The organism is Ruania zhangjianzhongii (genome assembly GCF_008000995.1).
Lineage (GTDB): Bacteria > Actinomycetota > Actinomycetes > Actinomycetales > Beutenbergiaceae > Ruania > Ruania zhangjianzhongii.
In genome coordinates this window covers 4,473,790-4,495,015 of sequence record NZ_CP042828.1, presented here as the reverse complement: position 1 = coordinate 4,495,015, position 21,226 = coordinate 4,473,790, and the positions used below count along the sequence as shown (strand labels likewise).

Below are 21,226 nucleotides of genomic sequence, written 5' to 3'. Positions count from 1 at the left end.
GGTACTGGGCCTCGCCGCTGCCGGTCAGCGGTGGCGGCGAGGCCCCCTCCGGTGCGGCCTGGTGAGCGGGGTCAGGTGCGCCAGCTCGCGGAGCGCGTGGCCGAACGGCCGAGTGGGCAGCCGGCGGTAGCCGCCGTCGGCCAGCCCAGCGGATACCTCGAACCAGCAGGCCGCCGCCCGGTCTCCGGTGCGCAGCCAGGACCACGCCATCGCGAGCAGGTAGAGCGGGAGGAACAGTGGCCCAAGAGCCATCCACTGCCGGCTGTGCCGTTCCTCGTGGCGGAGCACCCGGGGATGACGTCGGCTCAGCCGGTCCAGGTCGTACCGGCTGATCACCACGTCCCCGACGGTGAACGCACCACCGGTGGGGAACGACCACCGGTAACCCTCGGCGAGGAGCAACCGGTCTGGGCCCGTGCGCAGCCGGGCGCCGCCGGCGCGGGCGATCAGTACCCCGGCCGCAGTGGCACCGTTCAGCCGGTTCACCCAGAATCGGGCCAATGCCCCCCGGTGACGCGCCCTGCTGCCCGCCGATGGGGAGAGCTGCCGATTGTCAACGCCGGTCACCCTGGCGATGATAGGGCGCATGAGTCAGATCCCGCCCGGGCCCTCCGCCGGAAGAGCGTTCACTAGATTCCTGATCGGCTTCGCCCTGGTGGAGGGGGCGCTGCTGAGCGCGATCATGCTGGCGATGGTGTTCGAGATCATCACCGTGGGACAGATGATCCCGATGATCATGGTGATAGCGCTCGCCGGGTGTGCCGCGCTGACCTGGCGGGTGCTCACCCTGAACAAGCACAAGCAGCGCGAGACCTCGGCCTACGCCACGCAGGTTCCGCAGAGCGGTCCGGCGCAGGGGTATGGGGACAGCGCCGGGCTGAACGACCTGGGTCAGCAGGACCCGATGGCCAAGTATCGCGACCCGAACCGCTGATCCGAACGTCCTGGTGCCAGGACGGACTCAGATCGAGTCGAGCACAGCGTCGATCTCGTCGAAGCGCTCGACCACCAGGTCTTCGACGAGCTGGCCCCGGGCAATCACCGCCCGAGGCGAAGCGAGGGTGCGGATGTCCTCGAGCGGGTTGGTGTCGGTGAGCAGCAGGTCGGCGCTCAGGCCCGCTTCGACGGCGCCGGTCTCCGCCCGTAGCCCGAGCAGGCCGGCGTTCGCCTGGGTGGCTGCGTGCAAGGCGCGGGCGGGGCTCAGCCCGCCGTACCGGATCAGATAGTCGATCTCCCGCCACGTGTTGTAGTGGGTCACGAAGGTCAGCGCCGAGTCCGTGCCCATCCCGATCGTCACGTCGTTCTCGACGGCGGCGGCCAGGCCGGCGAGCATCTCCTCCAGCACGATCTCGGCGTTGGCCTTGTTCACCGCGTTGATCCCGGTGACTTCCGGGGCCGTCTTCACCAGCGGCAGGCAGGCCTGGAAGGTGGGGATGAACGCTGAGGAGCCGTGCAGAGAGCGTGGGTTGTGGTGAAACAGCTCGACGATCTCGTCGGTGAGAGTGGCGCCGTGCTCGATCGTGTCCACCCCGGCGCGCAGCGACGCCAGGATGCCCTCCTTGCTCTGCGCGTGCGCGGCGACGAGGACGCCGGCGTTGTGCGCTTCCTCGCAGATCGCGCGCATCTCCTCCTCGGTCATCTGCGGCCGGCCGGCCTCGCCGATCGTCTTCGCATCGGTGACCCCTCCGGTCGCGGAGATCTTGATTGCGGTGACGCCGCCTCGCAGGTTGATCCGCACGTTCCGGCGGGCGTCCCACGGGTTGTCGCTGACCAGGGCGATCTGTGGCGCGCCGTGCCCGCCGCTGACGGCCAGCAGCGGCCCGGACGCCAGCAGTCGCGGCCCGGGATAGTCGCCGGCCTCGATCTCGTTCGCGATCGTGACGGCTTCGTAGCGTACGTCTCCGAGGCTGCGGATCGTGGTGACGCCGGTCTTCAGCTGGGTGAGGACGGCGGTCTTGGTGCGCCACTTCAGGTAACGCTTGCCAAGGGGGCTGCGGAAGAACACGGTCACCGCCTTCTCCGCCTTCTCGTTCATCAGTACCGGTGGCAGGGGCTTACCGTCGGAGAACAGGTGCGCGTGCGCGTTGATCAGACCCGGCATGAGGAACCGCCCGGCGGAGTCGATGCGGCGGTAGCCGGTGGGGACCTCGACCTCCTCGGTGCGGCCGACCCTGTCGATAGTGCCGCCTGGTCCCACCAGCACAGTGGTGCCGGGGCGCGTGGTGCCCTCCTGGTCCCCGGTGATCACGGTGACGTCGATCAGTGCCAACGGCATGCTCATCTGGCCCTCCATCGGGTGGGGCCCGCGCGCCGGGTCCTCTCCCGGCCGGTCACGCTACACCTGGCGCGTGCGCGGAGGTCCGGGTGAGAGCGTGCGACTCATCTCGGCGACCGGCGGTCGGCTCAGTTCCTGCGCCGGCGGGGACGTTCGCCGAGCACGGCGAAGCACCCGCCGGCGACCACCAGGAAGGCGATGGTCAGGGCGATCGACCCGAGGCCGGGGCGGCCGTGCGGGAGCAGTAGCTCCACCACGGCGTTCGTGTTCCACGCTGCTCCGGCCAGGGCGAGCAGACCGGCACCCACCCCCACCGGCCCTGGGCGCCCGGCCAGGTACAGCACCGCGACCAGGGCGAGCACCCCGGCGGTGACGTACCCGGCGAGAGGCGACCATCCGCCGTCGGCAGTCTCACCGGTATAGGTGACATAGCCGAGCCAGCCCCCGGCAGCCAGGGTGAGCAGACCGGCCACGATCCGCAGCCGGCCACCGGCGAGCGGCAGCAGCACCGCGGCTGCGGTGACCGCCACCAGCACGAGCAGATGACCGGTGGCCAGGTAGTAGCTGGAGTTCGGGATATCCGGGTTCGCCTCCGGGATCAGGTCCCGGGCCGAGCCGAGGGAGAGTAACGGGTCGGCGGTGTCGGACTCAGCGTTGCCCCAGCCGAGCACCAGCGCGCCCGCCCACACCAGCACCAGCCCGCCCCAGATGAGCAGCTTGACCCGCATTCGCATGGGGCCACGGTAACCCGGCCGGCCCGCCTCATTCGGCGGCCGACGCGGGGCGGCGGGCGACCAGCCAGACCCGCACCGCCCCGGCCAGGCCGATGAGCAGGAACACGGCCGCGAACGCCACGGTGATCCGGGTCGCGTCGGCGAAACCCTGGATGAGCGCAGCCACCACCTGGTCAGTGTTGCTGCCGAACGGGCTCGCCGCTCCGGCATCGCGCAGCTGAGCGATCGTGGACCCGGCGCTGGTCCGGGTGGTGGTGGCGACCTGGTCGGCGGAAGTCCCGGGTACGCCTGCCGCCGCGAGCGCACTCGGCAGGGTGAGCGCCAGCGCGACGGAGAGCGCGCTGCCGGCTAGGGCTGTGCCGAGTGCGGAACCCACCTGGCGCACTGTGCTCTGCGTTGCCGACCCTTGACCCGACATCTCGGTGGGCACATCGCGCAGAACGGTGCCGGTGAGCTGCGCGGACGCGAGGCCGAGCCCGAGCCCGTACAGCACCAGTGGTGCGGCGATCAGCCCGGCCGGGGTCGTCGGGCCCGCGGCGAGAACGACCAGTCCGGCCCCGACAACCTCCAGACCGAGCCCGGCGAGCACCACGCCGGGAGTTCCGATGCGGTCGGCGAGATGCCGGGCCGCCGCACCGGCGCCGAACGCCCCGAGCGCCATCGCGGCCAGCACCCCACCGGCCGCCATCACGCTCAACCCGCGAGCATTCACCAAGTACAGCGGCAGGGTGAAGACGATCGCGAACTCACCCACGGCGACCGCTGCGGCGGTCAGGTTGCCCCAGGTGAAGGTGGGCAACCGGAACAGGGTCAGGTCCAGGAGCGCGGATCGGCGCACCCGGCGGCGGTGCCGCTCCCAGGCCACGAACAGGATCAGGAACACCACTGCGACCGCGAGCAGCACGGGCACCACCGAGATCGGCGCGTCGGCAGGCCAGGTACTGCCCAGCACGGTCAGCTCCGCCTGCGGGGCCCACCACCCCAGCTTCGGGCCCTCGATCACCGCGAACACCAGGGCACCGAGACCGATCCCGGAGAGCAGGGCACCGGCCACATCCGCACCCTGCGCCGGTGTGACACCGTGAGTGGGCCGCACAGTGACCGTCGCGGCGAGCAGCACCACGGCACACACCGGCACGTTCACCAGGAAGATCCACCGCCACGAGGCGTAGCTGGTCAGTGCCCCGCCCGCCAACGGGCCGACGGCTGCCGCTCCGGAGATCACCGCGCCCCACACCCCGAAGGCCGCCGCCCGGTACCGACCGCGGAAGGTCGCGTTCACCGTGGACAGCGTCGAGGGCATGATGCCAGCGGCCCCGAGCGCCTGGACCACACGCGCGCTGATCAGGGCGCCCGCGCTGTCGGCCAGCGCGGCGAGCACGCTCCCGGTGATGAAGACGACCAGACCGGCGAGGAACATCCGGCGCCGCCCCCACCGGTCCGCCAGCTTCCCGGCTGCCAGGAGGAAGGCGGCGAGTACGACGGCGTAGCTGCTGTTCACCCACTGGGCGTCGGTCAGGTCCAGATCGAGGTCGGCGATGATTGCCGGCAGTGCCACGGCCACGATCGTGCCGTCCAGCACGATCATGCCCAGTCCGACCGAGAGCGTGGCCAAGCCGAGCCAGTCTCGTCGGGTCGGCGCACCGACCTGCGCTTCGGAAGCGCTCATTCTGACAGTGTGTCACCAACTGCGTCGATGGCGAATCCATCGAACGATGGAGTCTGCGCCGACCGAATGGGCGCTGCGCAGGACTGGCTCCGCGGGGTGCCATAGAGGCACCAACCACGACGAGAAGTCAGGACGATCATGAAGAAGCTGTTCTACGCCGCATTCGCCTACATGGTGATCGGGGTGGCCTCGGGGCTGTTCTATCGGGAGTTCACCAAGGCCAACGACTTCCCCGAGGGCGCGTTCACCCAGCTGGGTCTGGCGCACACGCACCTGCTGACCCTCGGCTTCATCGTGCTGCTGATCGTGCTCGCGCTGGAGAAGGTGTTCACCCTCAGTGCCAGCCGCCGCCTGTTCGCCTGGTTCTTCTGGCTCTACAACGCCGGTGTGGTGCTCACCTCGGCGATGCTCATCTGGCACGGCTCGCTGACCGTTCTCGGCCAGGAGTCCACTGCGATGATCGCCGGCATTGCCGGCCTGGGGCACATGCTCGTCACCGCCGGAATGGTGCTGCTGTTCCTGGCGCTGCGCCGGGCCGTGGTCGGCAGCGGCAAGCTCGGTAGTGGTGGTGCGCAGGTCGCAGCGGCGCAGTCCGCGGTCAGCCAGTGAACGGCTTGCGGAGTCGGCCCTTGACTTGCTGGAACGCCTCATGGGCAGGGCCCTCGAAGGCGATCACCGGGAGGTGCTGTTCATTCCTTCCCACGCCGGCGGTCAGCGTGAGGTAGGTGGCCGGGGCGCCGTCGACCGTGTAGACGCGCAGTCGCCGGCGGGCGGCATCGGCCTGGCGGGAGACCGGCAGCGGCAGATAGATGCGCGGGTCGGCGGTGGCCAACCGCTGGTGGGCCTCGTTCAGGTCACCGGCGAGTACCCAGCTCTGTTGCGTCAGCGACGCTCCGTTGCGCATCTTCCAGGTGCCGGTCCGGGTGGCGTGCAGCGCGGCCCAGATCCCGAAGACCAGCGCCAGCCCGATCAGGATGTAGCCGAAGTACGGGGCCAGCACCCGGGCCCGCCGGCCGCGCATGTCCGCCCCGACCTGCTGCACCGCGTCGAAGTTCAGCACCACCAGGATCGCCCCGATCAGCAGCACCGCCGACACGGTGGCGAAGGTGAGCGTCTTCGCGGTCGACTGGCCGAACTCGAACTGCTCGGGATGGGCGGCGAGGGCGCCGTTGTCAGGTCGCACGGGGACGGCCTTTCGGGTGTGGAGTTGTCTGGGACGGACAGGAGAGTAGCAGCAGGCGTTCCCGCGGCGCGGTGGGTGGGCGTGCCTAGTTCGCTCCGTGGGAGGGCAGGTGCGTCACGGCGGTGAGTCGGCGGGCTACGGTCTGAATCCGCTCGGCGAGCTCCGGGGGGTCGAGGACGTCAAAGTCGACGTCCATCAGCGCCACGTAGATCGCGATCTCGTCGAGCGAGTGCGATCCGGTGCGCAGCAGGCACGTCGCCTCGCCGACGGCTTCGATCCGCCCGACCGTCGGGGAGATCCGGGCGGTCGCCTGGGCGGCAGAGGTGTGCAGCAGGAGCCGGGCCTGGTGGGTGTACGGCGCGGAGGAGATCGCCGTGGAGACGTAGGCGCCGAGATCCTTGGCCGGGGGAGGGCGTGGGGTGAATCGCCGGCCGGTCGAGGGTGGGGCGTCGATCCGGTCCACCCGATAGGTGCGCCAGCCGGACCGGTCGACATCCCAAGCGACCAGATACCACCGGTGCGGGGTGTGCACCAGCCGGAGCGGCTCGACCTCGCGCTGGTGCTGCGAACCCCGGTACCGGAACCTGAGCCGCTGCTGGTCGCGACACGCAGCCGCGATGATGGTGAGCATCTCCGGGTCCACAGCGTCTTCGCCGCCGCCGAGGGACACCGTGGCCGCATGCAGCGCCTGGACCCGATGGCGAAGCCTGGAGGGCAGCACCTGCTCCAGCTTCAGCAGGGCGCTCACCGCGGTCTCGCCCACACCGGAGACCGCGCCGACCGCCGCCCCGCGGAGTCCGATCGCCACCGCTACCGCCTCCTCATCGTCCAGCAGCAGCGGTGGCATCGATGTGCCGGCGGCGAGCCGATAGCCGCCCGCGGTCCCGCGGGTGGAGTCCACCGGATAGCCGAGGCTGCGTAGCTTGTCGATGTCCCGGCGGACCGTGCGCACGTCCACCTCGAGCCGAGAGGCAAGGCTGTCACCGGACCACTCCTGACGCAGCTGTAGCAGGGAGAGCAGATGGAGCAAACGGGCCGAAGTGTCGAGCATGGATTCATTCTCTCCGACGTTCAGGACAAAAGCTGTCCTGAACGATAGTTAGCGTTGAAATATGCACACAGAAGAGATCCGCCCGTTCCGCATCGACATCCCGCAGACCGAGATCGACGACCTGCACCGCCGGCTGGCCGACACCCGCTGGCCGGACGAGCTCGCCGACGTCGGCTGGTCCTACGGCGCACCGACCAACTACCTGCGCCGGATCGCCGAATACTGGCACACCGACTACGACTGGCGGCTCTGGGAGGCGGCGCTGAACGAGATTCCGCAGTTCACCACCGAGATCGACGGACAGAACATCCACTTCCTGCACGCCCGCTCGCCCGAGCCGGAGGCGACCCCGCTGCTGCTCACCCACGGCTGGCCCGGATCGGTGGTCGAGTTCCTGGAGATCATCGGCCCGCTCACCGACCCGGTCGCCCACGGCGGCGATGCCGCCGACGCCTTCCACGTGGTCGCCCCGTCGCTCCCGGGCTTCGCCTTCTCCGGCCCGACCACCGAACCCGGCTGGAACATCGCCCGGATCGCCCGGGCGTGGGCGGAGCTGATGCGCCGGCTCGGCTACACCCGCTACGGCACCCAGGGCGGGGACACCGGCTCGGTCGTCTCACCCGCGGTCGGCAGGATCGCGCCCGAGCAGGTGATCGGCGTGCACGTCAACGGTGGCCTGGGTACCCCCTCCGGAGATCCCGAGGAGCTCGCCGGGCTGACCACCGCCGAGCAGGAGCGACTGGCGCAGGAGGAGGCGAAGATGTTCGACAGTGCCGGGTACGCGATGATCCAGTCCACTCGGCCGCAGACCCTCGGTGTGGGACTCGCGGATTCCCCGGCGGGCCAGCTTGCTTGGATCATCGAAAAGTTCCAGGAGTGGACCGACCCCGCGCACGAGCTGCCCGAGGATGCGGTCTCCCTGGACCAGCTGCTCACCAATATCAGCGTGTACTGGTTCACCGGGACGGCCACCTCCGCCGCGCGGCTGTACAAGGAGGAGGCAGCCACCTGGGGTCAGTCCGCTGATCGCTCCGAGGTGCCCTCCGGCGTCGCGGTGTTCCCGAACGACTCCGGAGTGCGAGCGATCGCCGAGCGGGAGCACCACATCGTGCACTGGTCCGAGTTCGATCGCGGCGGACACTTTGCGGCGATGGAGGCGCCGGACCTGCTCGTGGAGGACGTTCGGTCGTTCTTCCGGAAGGTGCGCTGAGCGGCGTCGGGATAGTGCTGGGGCCGGGTCGGGTGGATCGCACTCGGCCCGGTCCTGCCTGGTGAGGTCTTCTCGAGACCGCCGACGGCGGGACTCGCCTGGACCATGCCGGTCTCCCTGGTGATCACTACGGCAAAACCCTATGCTCACCTGATGGGTGGTTTCCTGGCGTTTCTGTTGATCGCGTGGCTCGTGCTGTCGGTTCTCGGGTTCGTGATCAAGGGGCTGCTCTGGTTGACGTTCGTGGGCATCGTGCTCTTCGTGGTCACCGCGATCTTCCTGTGGCTGAAGCGGAAGACGAGTGGAACCACGCGCTGATCGCGTAGGCGAGCCGGCGGGCCAGTCCCGAACCCGGCGCCAGTGAGTCAGACCAGGACGGCGATCGCCAAGAACGCGACCGCACCGATGCCGGTCAGAGTGCGAACCAGGTGCGCCGCGTTCCACCTGCGCTCGAACCCGCCGCGCGCGGCCGCCAGCTCCGCAGCGGTCTGCACGGCGGCGTCGTCCAGGCGCCGGTTCAACGGCACGTTCACCCCGACCGTGATCGCGAACGTGGCGATCGCGCAGACGAGTCCGGCGATCAGCCACGGAAGGGCCACGTCGGCGGGACGGAGCACCACGGTGACAGCTGCGAGCAGCGGAGCACCGAGGAACACGAGGAGGAAGACGGCGTTCACGATCGCCTGGTTGATCGCGCGGAACGCCGTCACATACGTGTGGTCATCGACCCGCCGGAGGCCAGGAACGATCGCGCAGGCGAACGCGAAGAACAGCCCCGCGAGCAGGCCGTTCCAGACCAGTGCTGCGGCGAGCACTGCCGTGTCGATCGGGTTCATCCGAGTTCCTTCGCTGGTGGTGGATTCTCACGGGGTTCAGAACGGGTAGCCGTGCTGGAGGAGGAAGACGACGGCCGAGAGGCCCGCATAGAGGAGGAACGTTGCCGCGATCCACGGGCACGTCCACCGGCTGGTGGCGTACTCCGCCCGGGAGAGGGCCGGGCGCATCGCGAGCAGTCCGAGTACCTGGAGTGCGGTCAGGGCGAGGTAGGACCAATCGGCGAACACCCAGGCCAAGGGTACGAAGTGCAGTGCGACGCAGAGGCCGATCCACCACCCGTACCACCGGCTCTGCCCCCGCCGGGCAAGCACCAGGCAGCCGCCACCGATGAGCAGAATCTCGGCGAGCACCACCACACCGAACACCCAGTAGCGGCCATCGAGCGCCGAGGGCGTGTCCCAGTTCTGCCAGACCAGCAGCCCGAAGGCGATCGCGAGCAGGAAACCGGCGACGGATCCCGCGCCCCAGACTCCGCGTAGCCGCGGTTTCGGATCCTCCTGCGCCCAGCCGAACCACCCAGCGGCCATCAGCGCCAGCCAGGCGATCGCGAACGCCTGGTCGCGGAGGAAGTCAGTGATCATCGATGCCTCTGGCAGGGAGTACGTCACTACGGCAAGTGGGCCCCGTGGGGCTCGAACCCACAACCCACGGATTAAAAGTCCGTTGCTCTACCCATTGAGCTAGAGGCCCGCGGCCGCCTCGACAGCGTCCGTCGTGAGCGCCGGCGGGAGACCGGCACCCGGTCACTGTAGCGGACCACAGGCCACGGTCCGTAGCCCCGACCAGGGGTCTCGCTCGCCGGTGGGGCGCTCACCTCCCGGCTACGGGGTGGCGACAGCAGTGAGGTGATCGAGCGCCTCGAGTATCTGGGCGGGCTGGTTCTGGATGAGGAAGTGTGAGCTGTCGCGAACCAGGAGCGTTCTTACCGCCGGGTTGATGCGCTCGGCGCTCTGCCGGACGCGGCCGGGAGAGTGGACGACCGAGTGCTCCGCCAGCAGTTGCTGGACCGGCATAGTGAGCCCGCGCAGCTGCTCCTTGGGCACCAAGGAGGCCTCCGGGGCTTTGATCCGGAACGAGAGCATGGCCAGTGTTCCCAGTTCGACGATGTCCTCGTGACCGGAGAGGCCTTGCCCGGCCCAGCTGAAGAACCGCTTGACGGTCGACTCGCGGGGGAAGAGGTACGGCGGAACGCAGTGCAGCAGCCAGCGCAGGCTGAAGGGCGCGAATACCTGGGCGGGATCCAACAGGGTCAACGAGGCGACGCGGTCGGGGTGCCGCACCGCGAGCTGAGCGGCGAGCCACCCGCCGAACGAGTACCCGCACAGATGAGCTGCCGTCAGGCCGAGGCCGTTCAGGGTGTTGATCAGCGACGCGAGGTAGTCCTCGGTCGTGCGGATCCGTGCGCCGTCATTGACGCTGATGCCGGGCTCACCGATGGTGTCGATGACATAGACCCGGTATCGGGAGGCCAGCTCGTGGATCAGCGGCGTCCAGCTGGGGGCGGGGGTGTAGCGCCCGTGCAGCAGTACCAACGGGGGGTGGTGCAGATCGCCGGCGACGAGCACACCGGTGTGTCCATAACGATGGGAGACCAGCGTCCGCTCGTGGGCGGGCCAGCTGAGCAGCACATGCTCGTAGTGGTCCATGAACCTCCTCTGCCACTGGGGACTCACGAAGGCTGAGGCGGCGGTCGAGGATGGCATGCGATCGGCTCCAAACCTGAAAGTTACTGTCAGGTAGTGAAGGTAGCGCAGATGCTCGATACTTGCAAGTGACTTTCAGGTTTGCGAGGTTCCGGGCTAGGGTGATGAGGATGAGTGAGAAATTGGGGGCGTGGGAGCGCCGGAAGCTCACCGCGATGCGACACATCCAACGAGTCGCCCTGGATCTTTTCGATGCTGAGGGGTACGAGAAGGTCACGGTGGAGCAGATCGCCGCCGAAGCAGGCGTCTCGCCCAGCTCGATCTACCGCTACTTCGGCGTCAAGGAGCGGGTGGTGCTCTGGGACGAGCATGACCGGGGCCTGATGGCTGGCATTGCCGCTGGTCTCCAACGAGGACCAGCCCTTGAGGCGATCGAGAACCAGTTGCGGCAGGTGGCGGCGGGCGTCGACGCACTCGCGGAGGATGAGCGTGAGTTCCTTCGTCATCGGATCAGCTACATCCGGCACGAACCGCAGATCCTCGCAGTCATGCACCAACAGGCTGATGCCATGGAAGGCGCGCTGCGGTCCGTGCTCGAGAGCGGAAGCCACCACGGCGCGGATCCGCTGGAACTGCGGATCGTCGCCGGGATGGTCGCCTCCACGGTCCTCAATGTCCTCGTCGCCTGGGCCGAGCGAGAGGATCGCCCGGGCCTGTCCCCACTATTCGAACAAGCCTTCCGGATCCTGCGCCGAGGGATCGCAGCCGAGGAATCGAGCTAAGCGGCTGGCTGGGCAGCGCCCGCCCGATACCTCCGGGGCCTCCGGACTTCTTCCGCGCATATGCGAAGGGCCTCACCCTGCGCGGGATGCTCATCAACGATCACCTGGACACCTTCGCCGAGTTCATCCCGCAGGGTGCCACCTGGCTGGCCGACGGCACCCTGCGAGCCGAATCCACGATCGTCACCGGACTTGACCGGGCGCCCGAGGCGTTCATCGACCTGTTCCGGGGAGCCAATGTGGGCAAGATGCTCATCCAGCTGTGAAAGGCACCCTCTCGTCGCCGAATCAGGACCCGGCATCCGCGGTGGGACCGTCCTTGGCCTGCTCGGCATCCTCGTCCTCCGCGGCGTCCTCGTCCTCCTCGGCGCTGTCCCGGCTGCGCACCACCACGAACGTGGCCCCGGCCAGCACCAGCCCGGCCAGGACGGCGATCGGGACCATCCAGCCGTCCGGCAGCAGCTCCGCCAGCAGCCCCCGGGTGGTCGAGGTCGGGTCGGCGAGCACCACGGCCACGAACACGGCCACCAACACCGACGCCGCAACCGCCGGCCAGCGGCCCGGACCACCGGATGCCCGCCTGCCCAGGATCCGCCCGGCGGTCATGATCCGCCGCACCCGCAGCACCCGGAGCGCCCCGATGGCACGCAGCAGCCGGAACACCTGAAACGGTCCGAGCGCGAACACCACGCTGAGCACGATGAGGACCGCCAGTAGCAACAGCCACCAGTTCCGGCGCAACCACGCCCGCTTGTCCGGCGAGACCGCGAGCAGCACCACCGGCTCCGCCATCAGTACCACTCCGGCCACCGCACTGGCCACGACACCCCAGTAGGACATCGGCTCCCCGAGCAGGGTCAGGAACACCGCCGGCACCGACGCCAGAGCAGCGATCAGCACCGGCCAAGCGAGCCGGTCCTCCCACCGCTGTTGCCGGGTGTGCGCCTCGGTCGACACCTGCTGCTCGGACTCCCCTCAGCGCTGTGCCGCGGGGCCGAGCACCCGGTCGGTGTAGTCGTTCGCGAACAGCCCCTCCGGGTCAGCGGCCCGGCGCACCTGCGCGGCCTGCTCGAACTGGGGATAGACCGGGGCCAGGTCGGCGGCGTGGCGCCGGTGCATCTTTCCCCAGTGCGGGCGCCCTTCGTGGGCACGCATGATGTCTTCCACTGCCCGGAAGTACCGCGCAAACGCCAGCCGGTGGTACTGGTGCACGGCCACGTACGCGGTCTGGCGACCCTGCGCCGTCGAGAGCCATACCTCGTCAGGTGCGGCGAAGCGCACCTCGATCGGGAACGGCACCGGCTCCCTGGTGCGCCGCAGCCAGGAGTCCACCGCCAGCAGCGCCGGCACCACCGCCTCGGCCGGGATCGCGTACTCCATCTCCCGGAACCGCACCCGCCGTGGGCTGGTGAACACCTCCGCGGAACTCCCGCTGTACCTGCGTGCCGAGAGTGCCCGCGCGGCCACGAAGTTCGCTCCGCGGGTGAACGGTCGCCCGGCGGTGCAGAGCAGGTTGGTCAGCTCGAACAGGCCGTTGGCAACGATCTCATCGTCAAAGAACCGGCGGACCGGGTGCAGCGGGGGTGCGTCACCGGCCCTGTTGTTCGCCTTGGTGAACGCGATATCGGTGTACGGGAACCAGTAGAACTCGAAGTGGTCGTTGCCCCAGACCGGTCCGTCATCATCGTCGAGAGCCTCCAGCACCGCCCCGAGCGGGCGGGGCCGTTCATCGGCGGTGAGGGTGAACGCCGGAACGCCACGCAGCGTCACCGCGGTCAGCACTCCCACGCTGCCCAGACCCAGCCGGGCGACCTCGAACAGATCCCGGTTCTGGTCGGCATCGGCGTCGAGGACCTGCCCGGTCGCGGTCACCAGTCGCACCGCCCGCACCTGGTCGGCCAGCCCGCGCAGCTGGGCGCCAGTGCCGTGCGTCCCGGTGGAGATCGCCCCGGCGACCGACTGAGCGTCGATATCGCCCATGTTCTCCAGCGCCAGGCCGTGCTGGGCGAGTAGCCGGCACAGCCGGCGCAGCCGGATCCCCGCCCCGACCCGCACCAGCCGGGAGCCGTCCGACTCCGGCGGCCCCACCCATTCCAGCTCGTCCAGGTTATCCAGCTGCAGCAGCACACCGTCGCTGACCGCCGCCGGGCTGAAGGAGTGCCCAGCTCCGGCCACCCGCACCTGCCCGCCCCGCTCCGCCTCGGCGCGCACCAGCTGGGCGACCTCCTCCTGGCTTCCCGGAGCGGCGAACAGGCGCGGATCAGCACGCGCCGTCCGCGCCCAGTTCTGCCACAGTGGTTCCGGCTCGGTCTGCGTACGCATGAGGCCATCATGCCCGGGGATGAAGCGGGCTGTGGAACGGATGGGTGAGAATGGGGGCCATGAGACCTGCCCAGTCCTGGCGTCCAGCGCCCTGGCGAGAGGCCACCCGCACCTTCTCCGCGCCGTTGGCCGTGGTGGATCTGGACCGCTTCGACGCCAACGCCGCGGACCTGCTCGCCCGGGCTGGCGGCCTGCCGCTGCGGCTGGCAAGCAAGTCGGTGCGGGTGCGGCACCTGACCCACCGCGCACTGGAGCTCGGCTTCACCGGGGTGATGGCCTATTCGCTCGCCGAAGCGCTCTGGCTCGCCGAGGACGGCATCGACGACGTGCTGCTCGCGTACCCGAGCGTGGACACCGCCGCACTGGTGCGCCTGGCCAGCACACCCGCTGCGCGGGACAAGATCACTGTGATGATCGACGACGTCTCCCAGGTGGCGCTGGTCGAGCGCGCCTTCATCCGGGCCGGCTCGCCCGAGGGTCCGCCGGTCAATGTCTGCCTGGACATCGATGCCTCGCTGCGGCTCGGCGTGGGCGCTGCGCATGTGCACCTGGGGGTGCGTCGGTCCCCGGTGCGCACCCCCGAGGAGGCCGTTGCCCTGGCTCGCAGCGTGCAGCGCACCGGCAGGATGAGGGTGCGCGGGGTGATGTTCTACGAGGCCCAGGTCGCCGGGATGCCCGAGACCGGCGTCAAGGCGCCGGCGATCCGGCTGATCAAGGGCCTGACCATGCTCGAGCTCGCCGGCCGCCGGCCCGCTGTGGTCACCGCCCTGGAGGAGCATCTCGGCCGCCCGATGCTGGTCAACGGTGGTGGCACGGGATCGGTGCAGCAGACCGGGACCGACCCCACCATCACCGAGATCACCGCGGGCTCCGGGCTGTACTGCCCCACGCTGTTCGACTCCTATGACGCCTTCACCCCCCGCCCGGCGGCCTTCTTCGGCCTGGACGTGGTGCGCCGCCCCGCCCGCGGCATCGTCACCGCGTTCGGTGGCGGGTATGTCGCCTCCGGGCCCCGGCCCATCGCTCCCGTCTGCCCCGCCCGGTGGACGGCGCCCGGTTGGTCTCCGCCGAAGGCGCCGGGGAGGTGCAGACACCGCTGCGGTACCCGCGCGGGCGGGACGGTGGCGCGATCGGTTCCCGGGTCTGGCTGCGGCACGCCAAAGCGGGGGGAGGCGATGGAACGCTTCGACGCGGTTCACCTGGTGCGTGGCACCCGTGTGCTGCAGACTGTGCCCACCTACCGTGGGGAAGGCAGGAATTTCGGCTGACCCACGGCCGTTTGCCCTGCAGACGTCGATCCTGGAGAGGAGACCTGTGCCCGCATCACCGTTCCGCCGCCCAGCCATCCTCAGCGCCGAGCAGGCCGAGAACCTGACCGGTGAGCCCGATCCCGCCGAGCGCAACGAGCTCGCGCACACCACCGCCACCGCGATCGTGCAGGGTGGGCGAGATCGGGTCACCGACGAAGACCTGCAGCGCCGCCTGGTGGAGCTGGTGGACGCCGAAGGTCTGGACCTGCTCGCCCAGCTGTGGTCGGCGAGCCCGGCCGAGACTCTGCCCGGGGCGCTCTGGCGGCTGTACCTGCTGCGGGAGTGGACCCAGCGCGATCCGCACACCATCTCCGAGCGCTACCACCTGGGCTTGCACCGGGCGGAGGTGCCCTCAGTGGTAGCAGGTGTGGCCAGCCCGCCCGGCCCGCAGGAGGTGTGCGACCTCTCCGACGCCGTGCTGCGCGGGGTCTTCAGCGGTGACCTGGACGTCGCGCTGGACCGGGCCGCGGCGTTCCTGCACGTGCTGGTCTCCGGCACCGCGCTGGACGCAGACTGGGTGGAGACCACCGACGCCGACAGTGCCGAAGGCCTCACCCGCCGGGCCGGGGCGCTCCAGTCCACCGCCGAAGACCTGCAGCAGGCAGCCGCCCTGTGGCGCGCCGGAAAGCTGGACTGAGGCGATGGTCGACGGCGCAGCCCGGCCGGGTCAGCACACCCTCACCCGCCTCGCGGAGCTGAGCGGGACGCAGGCCGACGGCGTCACCCACCTGGCCGCGGCCGTGGCCGCTGCGGACGGGATCGAGGCGTTCTCCGAGCAGATGCTGCTCAACCTCACCGATGCCCACCGCGAGGTGACGCACCTGCTGCTCACCGCACCGGCCGAGACGAGCTCCGCACGAGGTGAGCAGCCGGGCCAGCAGGGCTCCGCCGTCGAGATCCTCGGCTACGCGCAGATCGACGACGGCGGTGCTGAGCTCGCGATCCACCCCGACCGTCGCCGCCGCGGACTGGGCAGGCTGCTCACCGGTGAGGTGCTCACCGAGCCGGGAGTGCGACTCTGGGCGCACGGTGACCTGCCGGCCGCGAAGGCGCTGGCCGAGGCCCTCGGCCTGCAGCGGGTGCGCGACCTGCACCTGATGAGCACTACCGCGCCGCGCGAGCGGACGCCGGTACCGGGCGCCGAGGGGATCACGGTGCGCACCTTCGAGGTGGGCCGGGACGAGGACGCGTGGCTCGCGGTGAACGCCCGCTCCTTCGCCGACCACCCCGAGCAGGGCCGGCTGACCCGCGCCGACCTGGACGCCCGGATCGCTCAGCCCTGGTTCGACCCGACCGTATTCTTCCTCGCCGAGGACGCCGTCACCGGGCAGCTGCTGGGTAGCCTCTGGGTGAAGATCGAGGAAACGGTCGGTGAAATCTATGCGCTCGGGGTGGACCCGGATGCGCAGGGCCGGGGGCTCGGCGGACTGCTCACCGCACATGCGATGGCCGCGTTCGCCGGTACCGGACTGGACCGGCTAGAGCTGTACGTGGAGGGCGAGAACACCGCGGCGATCCGCACCTACGCCCGGGTGGGGTTCACCAAGGAGCGCGCCGACGTCCAGTACGCGCGCCCCACCGGCTGAGGCCGGTTCCGCAGCCGGACCACCGGCAGATCGGACCTCGGTCGGCCGATCGGTGCCCCGGCGCGACCGGCCGTCATTCGGTAGCCGCCACTGTCCGGAAGTGCCACGATGGGCCTCATGAGCACCCAGACCGGGGACGAGTCCGCCCCAGGCACCCTGACGGCCCCGCCGGAGCCGCCAGTTCCGGGCGAACTGCCCGAGGGCCGGTTCGCCGACCGCGAGCTGAGCTGGCTGCAGTTCAACGAGCGGGTGCTCGAACTCGCTGAGGACGACGGGCTGCCACTGCTGGAACGGGTCCGGTTCCTGGCGATCTTCGCTTCCAACATGGACGAGTTCTTCATGGTGCGGGTGGCCGGTCTGAAGCGCCGCATCGCCACCGGGATGGCGGTCGCCGCGGCCTCCGGCCGGCTGCCCCGCCAGGTACTGGAGATGATCTCGATCAAGGCGCACGAGCTCAGTGCGCGGCACGCCGAGGTGTTCGCCCGGCAGGTGCAGCCCGCGCTCGCGGCCGAGGGGATCACGCTGGTGCACTTCGACCAGCTGCACGAGAGCGAGAAGGAGCGGCTGCACAAGTTCTTCCGGAAGATGATCTTCCCGGTGCTCACCCCGCTCGCGGTGGACCCGGCGCACCCGTTCCCGTACATTTCCGGGCTGTCGCTGAACCTCGCGGTGATCGTGCGCAACCCGACCACCGGTAAAGAGCACTTCGCCCGGGTGAAGGTGCCCCCGCTGCTACCGCGGTTCATCGCCGTGGACGCCCGCGGACGTCCGCACCGGCCCGAGGATGCGCCCGACGACGACGGGTTCCGGTCCTTCGTGCCCTTGGAGGACGTGATCTCCTCCTTCCTCTACTACCTCTTCCCCGGGATGGACGTGGTGGAGCACCACGTGTTCCGGGTCACCCGCAACGAGGACCTCGAGGTCGAGGAGGACGACGCCGAGAACATCCTCAAGGCGCTGGAGAAGGAGCTGCTGCGCCGCCGGTTCGGTCCCGCGGTCCGGCTGGAGCTGGCCGGAGGATTCACCCCGCGGCTGCGGGAGATGCTGATCCGCGAGCTGGGCATCGCCGAGGTGGACGTGTACGAGCTGCCCTCGCCGCTGGACCTGACCGGGCTGAACCTGGTGGCCGATCTGGAACGCCCCGAGCTGCACTACTCCCAGCACGTGGCCTCCACGGCCCGCGGCCTGGCCGAGGTGGAGAGCGCCAAGCCGGTGGATATGTTCGACGCGATCCGCGCCCGGGACATCCTGCTGCACCACCCGTACGACTCCTTCTCCACCAGCGTGCAACAGTTCCTCTCCCAGGCCGCCGCGGACCCGTACGTGCTGGCGATCAAGCAGACCCTGTACCGCACCTCGGGAGACTCTCCGATCGTCGACGCCCTGATCGACGCCGCCGAGGCCGGCAAGCAGGTGCTCGCGATCGTGGAGATCAAGGCCCGGTTCGACGAGGAGGCGAACATCTCCTGGGCACGCAAGCTGGAGCGTGCCGGAGTGCACGTGGTCTACGGCATCGTCGGGCTGAAGACGCACTGCAAGCTGTCCCTGGTGGTGCGCCAGGAACAGGACGGGCTGCGCCGCTACTGCCACGTCGGCACCGGCAACTACAATCCGAAGACCGCTCGGCAGTACGAGGACATCGGCCTGCTCACCTGCGCCTCGGACGTGGGCCAGGATCTGACCCGACTGTTCAACCAGCTCTCCGGATACGCTCCGCGGAGCAAGTTCCACCGGCTCCTGGTGGCCCCTCGCTCGGTGCGCAGCGGCCTGCTCGAACGGATCGAGCGGGAGATCGCTGCCGCCCAGGCCGGGCGCCCGGCCTGGGTGAAGATGAAGGTGAACTCGGTGGTGGACGAGGAGATCATCGACGCGTTCTACCGGGCGTCGATGGCCGGGGTGCCAGTGGACCTGGTGGTCCGAGGGATCTCCGGGGTCAAGGCGGGGGTACCCGGCCTGAGCGAGAACATCCGGGTGCGCTCGGTCCTCGGCCGGTTCCTGGAGCACTCCCGAATCTACGCGTTCGCGAACGAGGACGACCCGGAGGTATTCATCGGGTCGGCCGACCTGATGCACCGGAACTTGGACCGGCGGGTGGAGGTGCTGGTTCGGGTGACCGACTCTGGGCAGGTGGAGGAACTGGTGAACCTGATCGACCTCTCGATGGCGGACACCACGTCCTCCTGGCACCTGGACACCGAGGTCGGCGGTGAGCCGGTCTGGCAGCGGCACTACCTCGATGAGGACGGCGGCAGACTGCTGGACCTGCACGACCACCTGATGTCCACCCGCCGCCGACGCAGCACGGACCGCTGAGATGAGCAAGTCTCGACGCGAGGTGGTCGCGGCTGGGGCTGTGGTCTGGCGGATGAACGGCCGGAAGCTGGAAGTGTTGCTGATCCACCGGCCGCGCTATGACGACTGGTCCTGGCCGAAGGGCAAGCTCGACGATGCCGACGAGTCGCTGCCGATGTGCGCGGTGCGGGAGGTGCAGGAGGAGACCGGGGTGCCGGTGCTGCTCGGGGTCAAGCTGCCGACGGTGCGGTACAAGCTCGCCGGCGGTGAGAAGAAGGTCTGCCACTACTGGGCGGCCACCGCGGTAGATCCCGAGGGGCCGGCCGCGGGCGCGCTGCATGCCCGGGGGAAGATCAAGAAGTGCTCGAAGCACGAGGTGGACCAGGTCCGCTGGGTCGAGGCGCGCAAGGCCGCCAAGCTGCTCACCCGCTCGGACGACAAGGAGCCCCTCGGCGCCCTGCTGGACCTGTGGGAGGACGACGTGCTGCGCACCTGGACCTTGCTGGTGGTGCGGCACGGCCGGGCGAAGAAGCGCTCGGCCTGGAAGGGCGGGGAGTCCACCCGGCCGCTGACCCCGGCCGGGCAGAAGCAGAGCGCGAACCTGGTCCCTCTCCTCGCGGCCTTCGGAGTACAGGAAGTGATCTCCTCCCCGTGGGAACGATGCGCGGCTACCGTCCGTCCGTTCGCCGAGGCCAGCGACAATGACGTGCTGCTCGCCCCGGAGATCACCGAGTCCTCGGCGAAGAAGCGCCCCGCCGGCGTGCGCGCCCTGGTGGACGACCTGTTAGCCCGGCCCCGGGAGGTGACCGCCGTGTGCACCCACCGCCCGGTGCTGCCGTTCGTGCTCGAGGCGGTCACCAAGCGCAGCCCGCACCGGGTGGCCAAGCGGCTGCCGAAGGAGAACCCGTACCTGCGCACCGCTGAGGTGCTGGTGATCCACATGGCCCGGCGGAACCACCGCAAGGCGCGCGTGGTTTCCGTCGAGGCGTACCGCCCCACCTCCTGATCGGCGGATAGTGGGCCAGATCACGCCGTTCCCGGGCCGAGTTCACCTCGTGTTCACCTAATCCCGGCGGCCTGGTCACCCGCGCTACCTAACGTCAGCCGTGGATGCGCCGGTCAAGTGTGCGCAGAACCTGATACCGACCAGAAGACGGGAACGAACGTGAAGAGTCTTACCAGCCGCCGAATGGCGGGAATCGGTGCCTTGAGCGCTCTCGCGCTGACCCTCGCCGCGTGTGGCGGCGGATCGGAAGGGTCCGACGGCAACGGGAACGGCGACAGTGCGGACGGCCTGTCCGGCACTATCGCCGGATCGGGTGCCAGCTCGCAGGAGAACGCAGTGCAGGGCTGGGTCGCCGGCTTCATGGAGGCCAACCCGGACGCCACGGTCAGCTACGACCCGACCGGCTCGGGCACCGGCCGGGAGCAGTTCATCAACGGCACGGTGCAGTTCGCCGGCTCCGACTCCGCACTGGACGCCGAGGAGATGGCAGCCGCGGAGGAGCGGTGCAGCGGCCCCGTGCTGGAGATGCCGCTCTACATCAGCCCGATCGCGGTGATCTACAACCTCCCCGAGCTGAACGACACCAACATCAACCTCGAGCCGGACACCCTGGCGCAGATCTTCACCGGTGACATCACCAACTGGAACGACGACGCGATCGCCGAGGCCAACCCGGACGTCGAGCTGCCCGACCTGCCGATCATCCCGGTGAACCGGTCCGACGACTCCGGCACCACCGAGAACCTCACCGAGTACCTCTCCGCTGCGGCGCCGGACTCGTGGACGCACGACCCCGCCGGCCTGTGGCCCATCGACGGCACCCAGTCCGGTGCGCAGACCTCCGGCATGCTCGAGGTGGTGGGCGGCGCCGAAGGCACCATCGGTTACGCCGACGCCTCCCGCGTGGGTGACCTCGGCTCCGTCGCGATCGGTGTGGGCGACGAGTTCGTACCGTTCTCCCCGGAGGCTGCTGCCGCCGTCGTGGACGTCTCCCCGCCTGCGGAGGACGCCAGCGAGACCGTGCTGACCATCGACCTGGCCCGTGACACGGAGGAGTCCGGCGCGTACCCGATCGTGCTGGTGTCCTACTCCATCGCCTGTCAGACCTACGACTCGGCCGAGCACGCCGAGCTGGTGCAGGGCTACCTCGGCTACGTCGCTTCCGAGGAGGGTCAGGAGCGCGCGGCACAGCCGGACGTGGCTGGCGCCGCCCCGATCTCCGGCGAGCTGCGGGGGAACGTCGAAGCCGCGCTGGAGACCATCTCTGCAGCTGGCTGACCACACTGGGCCGTGCCGGGTGAGCCCGGCACGGCCCAGCGTGCGTTT

At 69.7% G+C, this 21,226-nt stretch carries 23 protein-coding genes and 1 tRNA gene; 12 read left to right on the top strand and 12 right to left on the bottom strand.

Annotated features, from left to right (window positions below):
- Positions 1–24 precede the first annotated feature (24 nt).
- Positions 25–567, bottom strand: coding sequence for a hypothetical protein (locus FU260_RS20730; protein ID WP_187368437.1), 543 nt, complete (start codon positions 565–567; stop codon positions 25–27).
- Between the two features lie 19 nt (positions 568–586).
- Here FU260_RS20730 and FU260_RS20725 point away from each other — a divergent pair, with 19 nt between their 5' ends.
- Positions 587–934 (top strand): hypothetical protein, encoded by a 348-nt coding sequence (locus FU260_RS20725; protein ID WP_147918770.1) that lies wholly within the window; start codon positions 587–589, stop codon positions 932–934.
- Between the two features lie 27 nt (positions 935–961).
- On the opposite strand, the gene FU260_RS20720 is transcribed toward FU260_RS20725, so the two are convergent.
- From FU260_RS20720 to FU260_RS20710, 3 genes are all read right to left on the bottom strand, one after another.
- Complete coding sequence (locus tag FU260_RS20720) at positions 962–2,281, bottom strand: metal-dependent hydrolase family protein (RefSeq protein ID WP_147918769.1); 1,320 nt, start codon at positions 2,279–2,281, stop codon at positions 962–964.
- Between the two features lie 122 nt (positions 2,282–2,403).
- On the bottom strand, positions 2,404–3,009 hold the full coding sequence (locus FU260_RS20715; protein ID WP_147918768.1) for a hypothetical protein: 606 nt from the start codon (positions 3,007–3,009) through the stop codon (positions 2,404–2,406).
- A gap of 28 nt (positions 3,010–3,037) precedes the next feature.
- The gene (locus FU260_RS20710) at positions 3,038–4,678 is read right to left on the bottom strand and encodes an MFS transporter (RefSeq protein WP_147918767.1); all 1,641 of its coding nucleotides are present in this window, start codon (positions 4,676–4,678) and stop codon (positions 3,038–3,040) included.
- 138 nt (positions 4,679–4,816) lie between these two features.
- Here FU260_RS20710 and FU260_RS20705 point away from each other — a divergent pair, with 138 nt between their 5' ends.
- Positions 4,817–5,287 (top strand): DUF2871 domain-containing protein, encoded by a 471-nt coding sequence (locus tag FU260_RS20705; protein WP_147918766.1) that lies wholly within the window; start codon positions 4,817–4,819, stop codon positions 5,285–5,287.
- Here FU260_RS20705 and FU260_RS20700 read toward each other — a convergent pair.
- Positions 5,277–5,861, bottom strand: coding sequence for a hypothetical protein (locus FU260_RS20700; RefSeq protein WP_147918765.1), 585 nt, complete (start codon positions 5,859–5,861; stop codon positions 5,277–5,279). The genes FU260_RS20705 and FU260_RS20700 overlap by 11 nt on opposite strands.
- Before the next feature lie 85 nt (positions 5,862–5,946).
- Positions 5,947–6,912 carry a helix-turn-helix transcriptional regulator gene (locus tag FU260_RS20695; protein ID WP_147918764.1) on the bottom strand — a complete coding sequence of 322 codons (966 nt, stop codon included), beginning with the start codon at positions 6,910–6,912 and terminating at the stop codon, positions 5,947–5,949.
- A gap of 61 nt (positions 6,913–6,973) precedes the next feature.
- Between FU260_RS20695 and FU260_RS20690 the strand changes: the two genes are divergently transcribed.
- Both FU260_RS20690 and FU260_RS23715 read left to right on the top strand, forming a co-directional pair.
- On the top strand, positions 6,974–8,122 hold the full coding sequence (locus tag FU260_RS20690) for an epoxide hydrolase family protein (protein ID WP_147918763.1): 1,149 nt from the start codon (positions 6,974–6,976) through the stop codon (positions 8,120–8,122).
- A gap of 153 nt (positions 8,123–8,275) precedes the next feature.
- Positions 8,276–8,440, top strand: a complete 165-nt coding sequence (locus FU260_RS23715) for a hypothetical protein (RefSeq protein WP_168211890.1) — start codon at positions 8,276–8,278, stop codon at positions 8,438–8,440.
- 47 nt (positions 8,441–8,487) lie between these two features.
- Here FU260_RS23715 and FU260_RS20685 read toward each other — a convergent pair whose 3' ends face one another.
- The 4 genes from FU260_RS20685 to FU260_RS20670 form a co-directional block, all read right to left on the bottom strand.
- Positions 8,488–8,958 (bottom strand): anthrone oxygenase family protein, encoded by a 471-nt coding sequence (locus FU260_RS20685; protein ID WP_147918762.1) that lies wholly within the window; start codon positions 8,956–8,958, stop codon positions 8,488–8,490.
- Between the two features lie 36 nt (positions 8,959–8,994).
- A complete protein-coding gene (locus tag FU260_RS20680; RefSeq protein ID WP_147918761.1) occupies positions 8,995–9,540 on the bottom strand; it encodes a hypothetical protein in 546 nt (181 codons plus the stop codon).
- Positions 9,541–9,576: 36 nt separating this feature from the next.
- A tRNA-Lys gene (locus FU260_RS20675) sits at positions 9,577–9,649 on the bottom strand.
- A 131-nt stretch (positions 9,650–9,780) separates the two neighbouring features.
- A complete protein-coding gene (locus tag FU260_RS20670; RefSeq protein ID WP_168211889.1) occupies positions 9,781–10,605 on the bottom strand; it encodes an alpha/beta fold hydrolase in 825 nt (274 codons plus the stop codon).
- A gap of 167 nt (positions 10,606–10,772) precedes the next feature.
- Here FU260_RS20670 and FU260_RS20665 point away from each other — a divergent pair, with 167 nt between their 5' ends.
- Positions 10,773–11,384 (top strand): TetR/AcrR family transcriptional regulator, encoded by a 612-nt coding sequence (locus tag FU260_RS20665; RefSeq protein WP_168211888.1) that lies wholly within the window; start codon positions 10,773–10,775, stop codon positions 11,382–11,384.
- A gap of 86 nt (positions 11,385–11,470) precedes the next feature.
- A complete protein-coding gene (locus FU260_RS20660) occupies positions 11,471–11,650 on the top strand; it encodes a hypothetical protein (RefSeq protein WP_147918758.1) in 180 nt (59 codons plus the stop codon).
- A 22-nt stretch (positions 11,651–11,672) separates the two neighbouring features.
- Here FU260_RS20660 and FU260_RS20655 read toward each other — a convergent pair whose 3' ends face one another.
- Positions 11,673–12,341 (bottom strand): hypothetical protein, encoded by a 669-nt coding sequence (locus FU260_RS20655; protein WP_147918757.1) that lies wholly within the window; start codon positions 12,339–12,341, stop codon positions 11,673–11,675.
- An 18-nt stretch (positions 12,342–12,359) separates the two neighbouring features.
- Complete coding sequence (locus FU260_RS20650) at positions 12,360–13,706, bottom strand: D-arabinono-1,4-lactone oxidase (RefSeq protein WP_147918756.1); 1,347 nt, start codon at positions 13,704–13,706, stop codon at positions 12,360–12,362.
- Positions 13,707–13,765: 59 nt separating this feature from the next.
- On the opposite strand from FU260_RS20650, the gene FU260_RS20645 reads away from it, so the two are divergent.
- The 6 genes from FU260_RS20645 (at position 13,766) to FU260_RS20620 (ending at position 21,178) form a co-directional block, all read left to right on the top strand.
- On the top strand, positions 13,766–14,974 hold the full coding sequence (locus FU260_RS20645) for an alanine racemase (protein ID WP_342355244.1): 1,209 nt from the start codon (positions 13,766–13,768) through the stop codon (positions 14,972–14,974).
- 46 nt (positions 14,975–15,020) lie between these two features.
- Positions 15,021–15,653 carry a hypothetical protein gene (locus tag FU260_RS20640; protein WP_147918755.1) on the top strand — a complete coding sequence of 211 codons (633 nt, stop codon included), beginning with the start codon at positions 15,021–15,023 and terminating at the stop codon, positions 15,651–15,653.
- Positions 15,654–15,657: 4 nt separating this feature from the next.
- On the top strand, positions 15,658–16,602 hold the full coding sequence (gene mshD / locus FU260_RS20635) for a mycothiol synthase (RefSeq protein WP_147918754.1): 945 nt from the start codon (positions 15,658–15,660) through the stop codon (positions 16,600–16,602).
- 117 nt (positions 16,603–16,719) lie between these two features.
- Positions 16,720–18,915 carry an RNA degradosome polyphosphate kinase gene (locus FU260_RS20630; RefSeq protein WP_235912467.1) on the top strand — a complete coding sequence of 732 codons (2,196 nt, stop codon included), beginning with the start codon at positions 16,720–16,722 and terminating at the stop codon, positions 18,913–18,915.
- 1 nt (position 18,916) lies between these two features.
- Positions 18,917–19,900, top strand: a complete 984-nt coding sequence (locus FU260_RS20625; RefSeq protein ID WP_147918752.1) for an NUDIX hydrolase — start codon at positions 18,917–18,919, stop codon at positions 19,898–19,900.
- Positions 19,901–20,083: 183 nt separating this feature from the next.
- On the top strand, positions 20,084–21,178 hold the full coding sequence (locus FU260_RS20620) for a phosphate ABC transporter substrate-binding protein PstS (protein WP_147918751.1): 1,095 nt from the start codon (positions 20,084–20,086) through the stop codon (positions 21,176–21,178).
- The last annotated feature ends 48 nt before the right edge of the window (positions 21,179–21,226 follow it).

Bases quoted from the DNA above. Each gene is read 5' to 3' on its own strand.
- FU260_RS20650 (WP_147918756.1), bottom strand. From the start codon at position 13,706: ATGCGTACGCAGACCGAGCCGGAACCACTGTGGCAGAACTGGGCGCGG.
- FU260_RS23715 (WP_168211890.1), top strand. From the start codon at position 8,276: ATGGGTGGTTTCCTGGCGTTTCTGTTGATCGCGTGGCTCGTGCTGTCG.
- FU260_RS20665 (WP_168211888.1), top strand. From the start codon at position 10,773: ATGAGTGAGAAATTGGGGGCGTGGGAGCGCCGGAAGCTCACCGCGATG.
- FU260_RS20720 (WP_147918769.1), bottom strand. From the start codon at position 2,281: ATGAGCATGCCGTTGGCACTGATCGACGTCACCGTGATCACCGGGGAC.
- FU260_RS20695 (WP_147918764.1), bottom strand. From the start codon at position 6,912: ATGCTCGACACTTCGGCCCGTTTGCTCCATCTGCTCTCCCTGCTACAG.
- FU260_RS20680 (WP_147918761.1), bottom strand. From the start codon at position 9,540: ATGATCACTGACTTCCTCCGCGACCAGGCGTTCGCGATCGCCTGGCTG.
- FU260_RS20625 (WP_147918752.1), top strand. From the start codon at position 18,917: ATGAGCAAGTCTCGACGCGAGGTGGTCGCGGCTGGGGCTGTGGTCTGG.
- FU260_RS20645 (WP_342355244.1), top strand. From the start codon at position 13,766: ATGAGACCTGCCCAGTCCTGGCGTCCAGCGCCCTGGCGAGAGGCCACC.
- FU260_RS20685 (WP_147918762.1), bottom strand. From the start codon at position 8,958: ATGAACCCGATCGACACGGCAGTGCTCGCCGCAGCACTGGTCTGGAAC.
- FU260_RS20725 (WP_147918770.1), top strand. From the start codon at position 587: ATGAGTCAGATCCCGCCCGGGCCCTCCGCCGGAAGAGCGTTCACTAGA.
- FU260_RS20630 (WP_235912467.1), top strand. From the start codon at position 16,720: ATGAGCACCCAGACCGGGGACGAGTCCGCCCCAGGCACCCTGACGGCC.
- FU260_RS20715 (WP_147918768.1), bottom strand. From the start codon at position 3,009: ATGCGAATGCGGGTCAAGCTGCTCATCTGGGGCGGGCTGGTGCTGGTG.
- FU260_RS20705 (WP_147918766.1), top strand. From the start codon at position 4,817: ATGAAGAAGCTGTTCTACGCCGCATTCGCCTACATGGTGATCGGGGTG.
- FU260_RS20660 (WP_147918758.1), top strand. From the start codon at position 11,471: ATGCTCATCAACGATCACCTGGACACCTTCGCCGAGTTCATCCCGCAG.
- FU260_RS20670 (WP_168211889.1), bottom strand. From the start codon at position 10,605: ATGGACCACTACGAGCATGTGCTGCTCAGCTGGCCCGCCCACGAGCGG.
- FU260_RS20620 (WP_147918751.1), top strand. From the start codon at position 20,084: ATGGCGGGAATCGGTGCCTTGAGCGCTCTCGCGCTGACCCTCGCCGCG.
- mshD (WP_147918754.1), top strand. From the start codon at position 15,658: ATGGTCGACGGCGCAGCCCGGCCGGGTCAGCACACCCTCACCCGCCTC.
- FU260_RS20710 (WP_147918767.1), bottom strand. From the start codon at position 4,678: ATGAGCGCTTCCGAAGCGCAGGTCGGTGCGCCGACCCGACGAGACTGG.
- FU260_RS20690 (WP_147918763.1), top strand. From the start codon at position 6,974: ATGCACACAGAAGAGATCCGCCCGTTCCGCATCGACATCCCGCAGACC.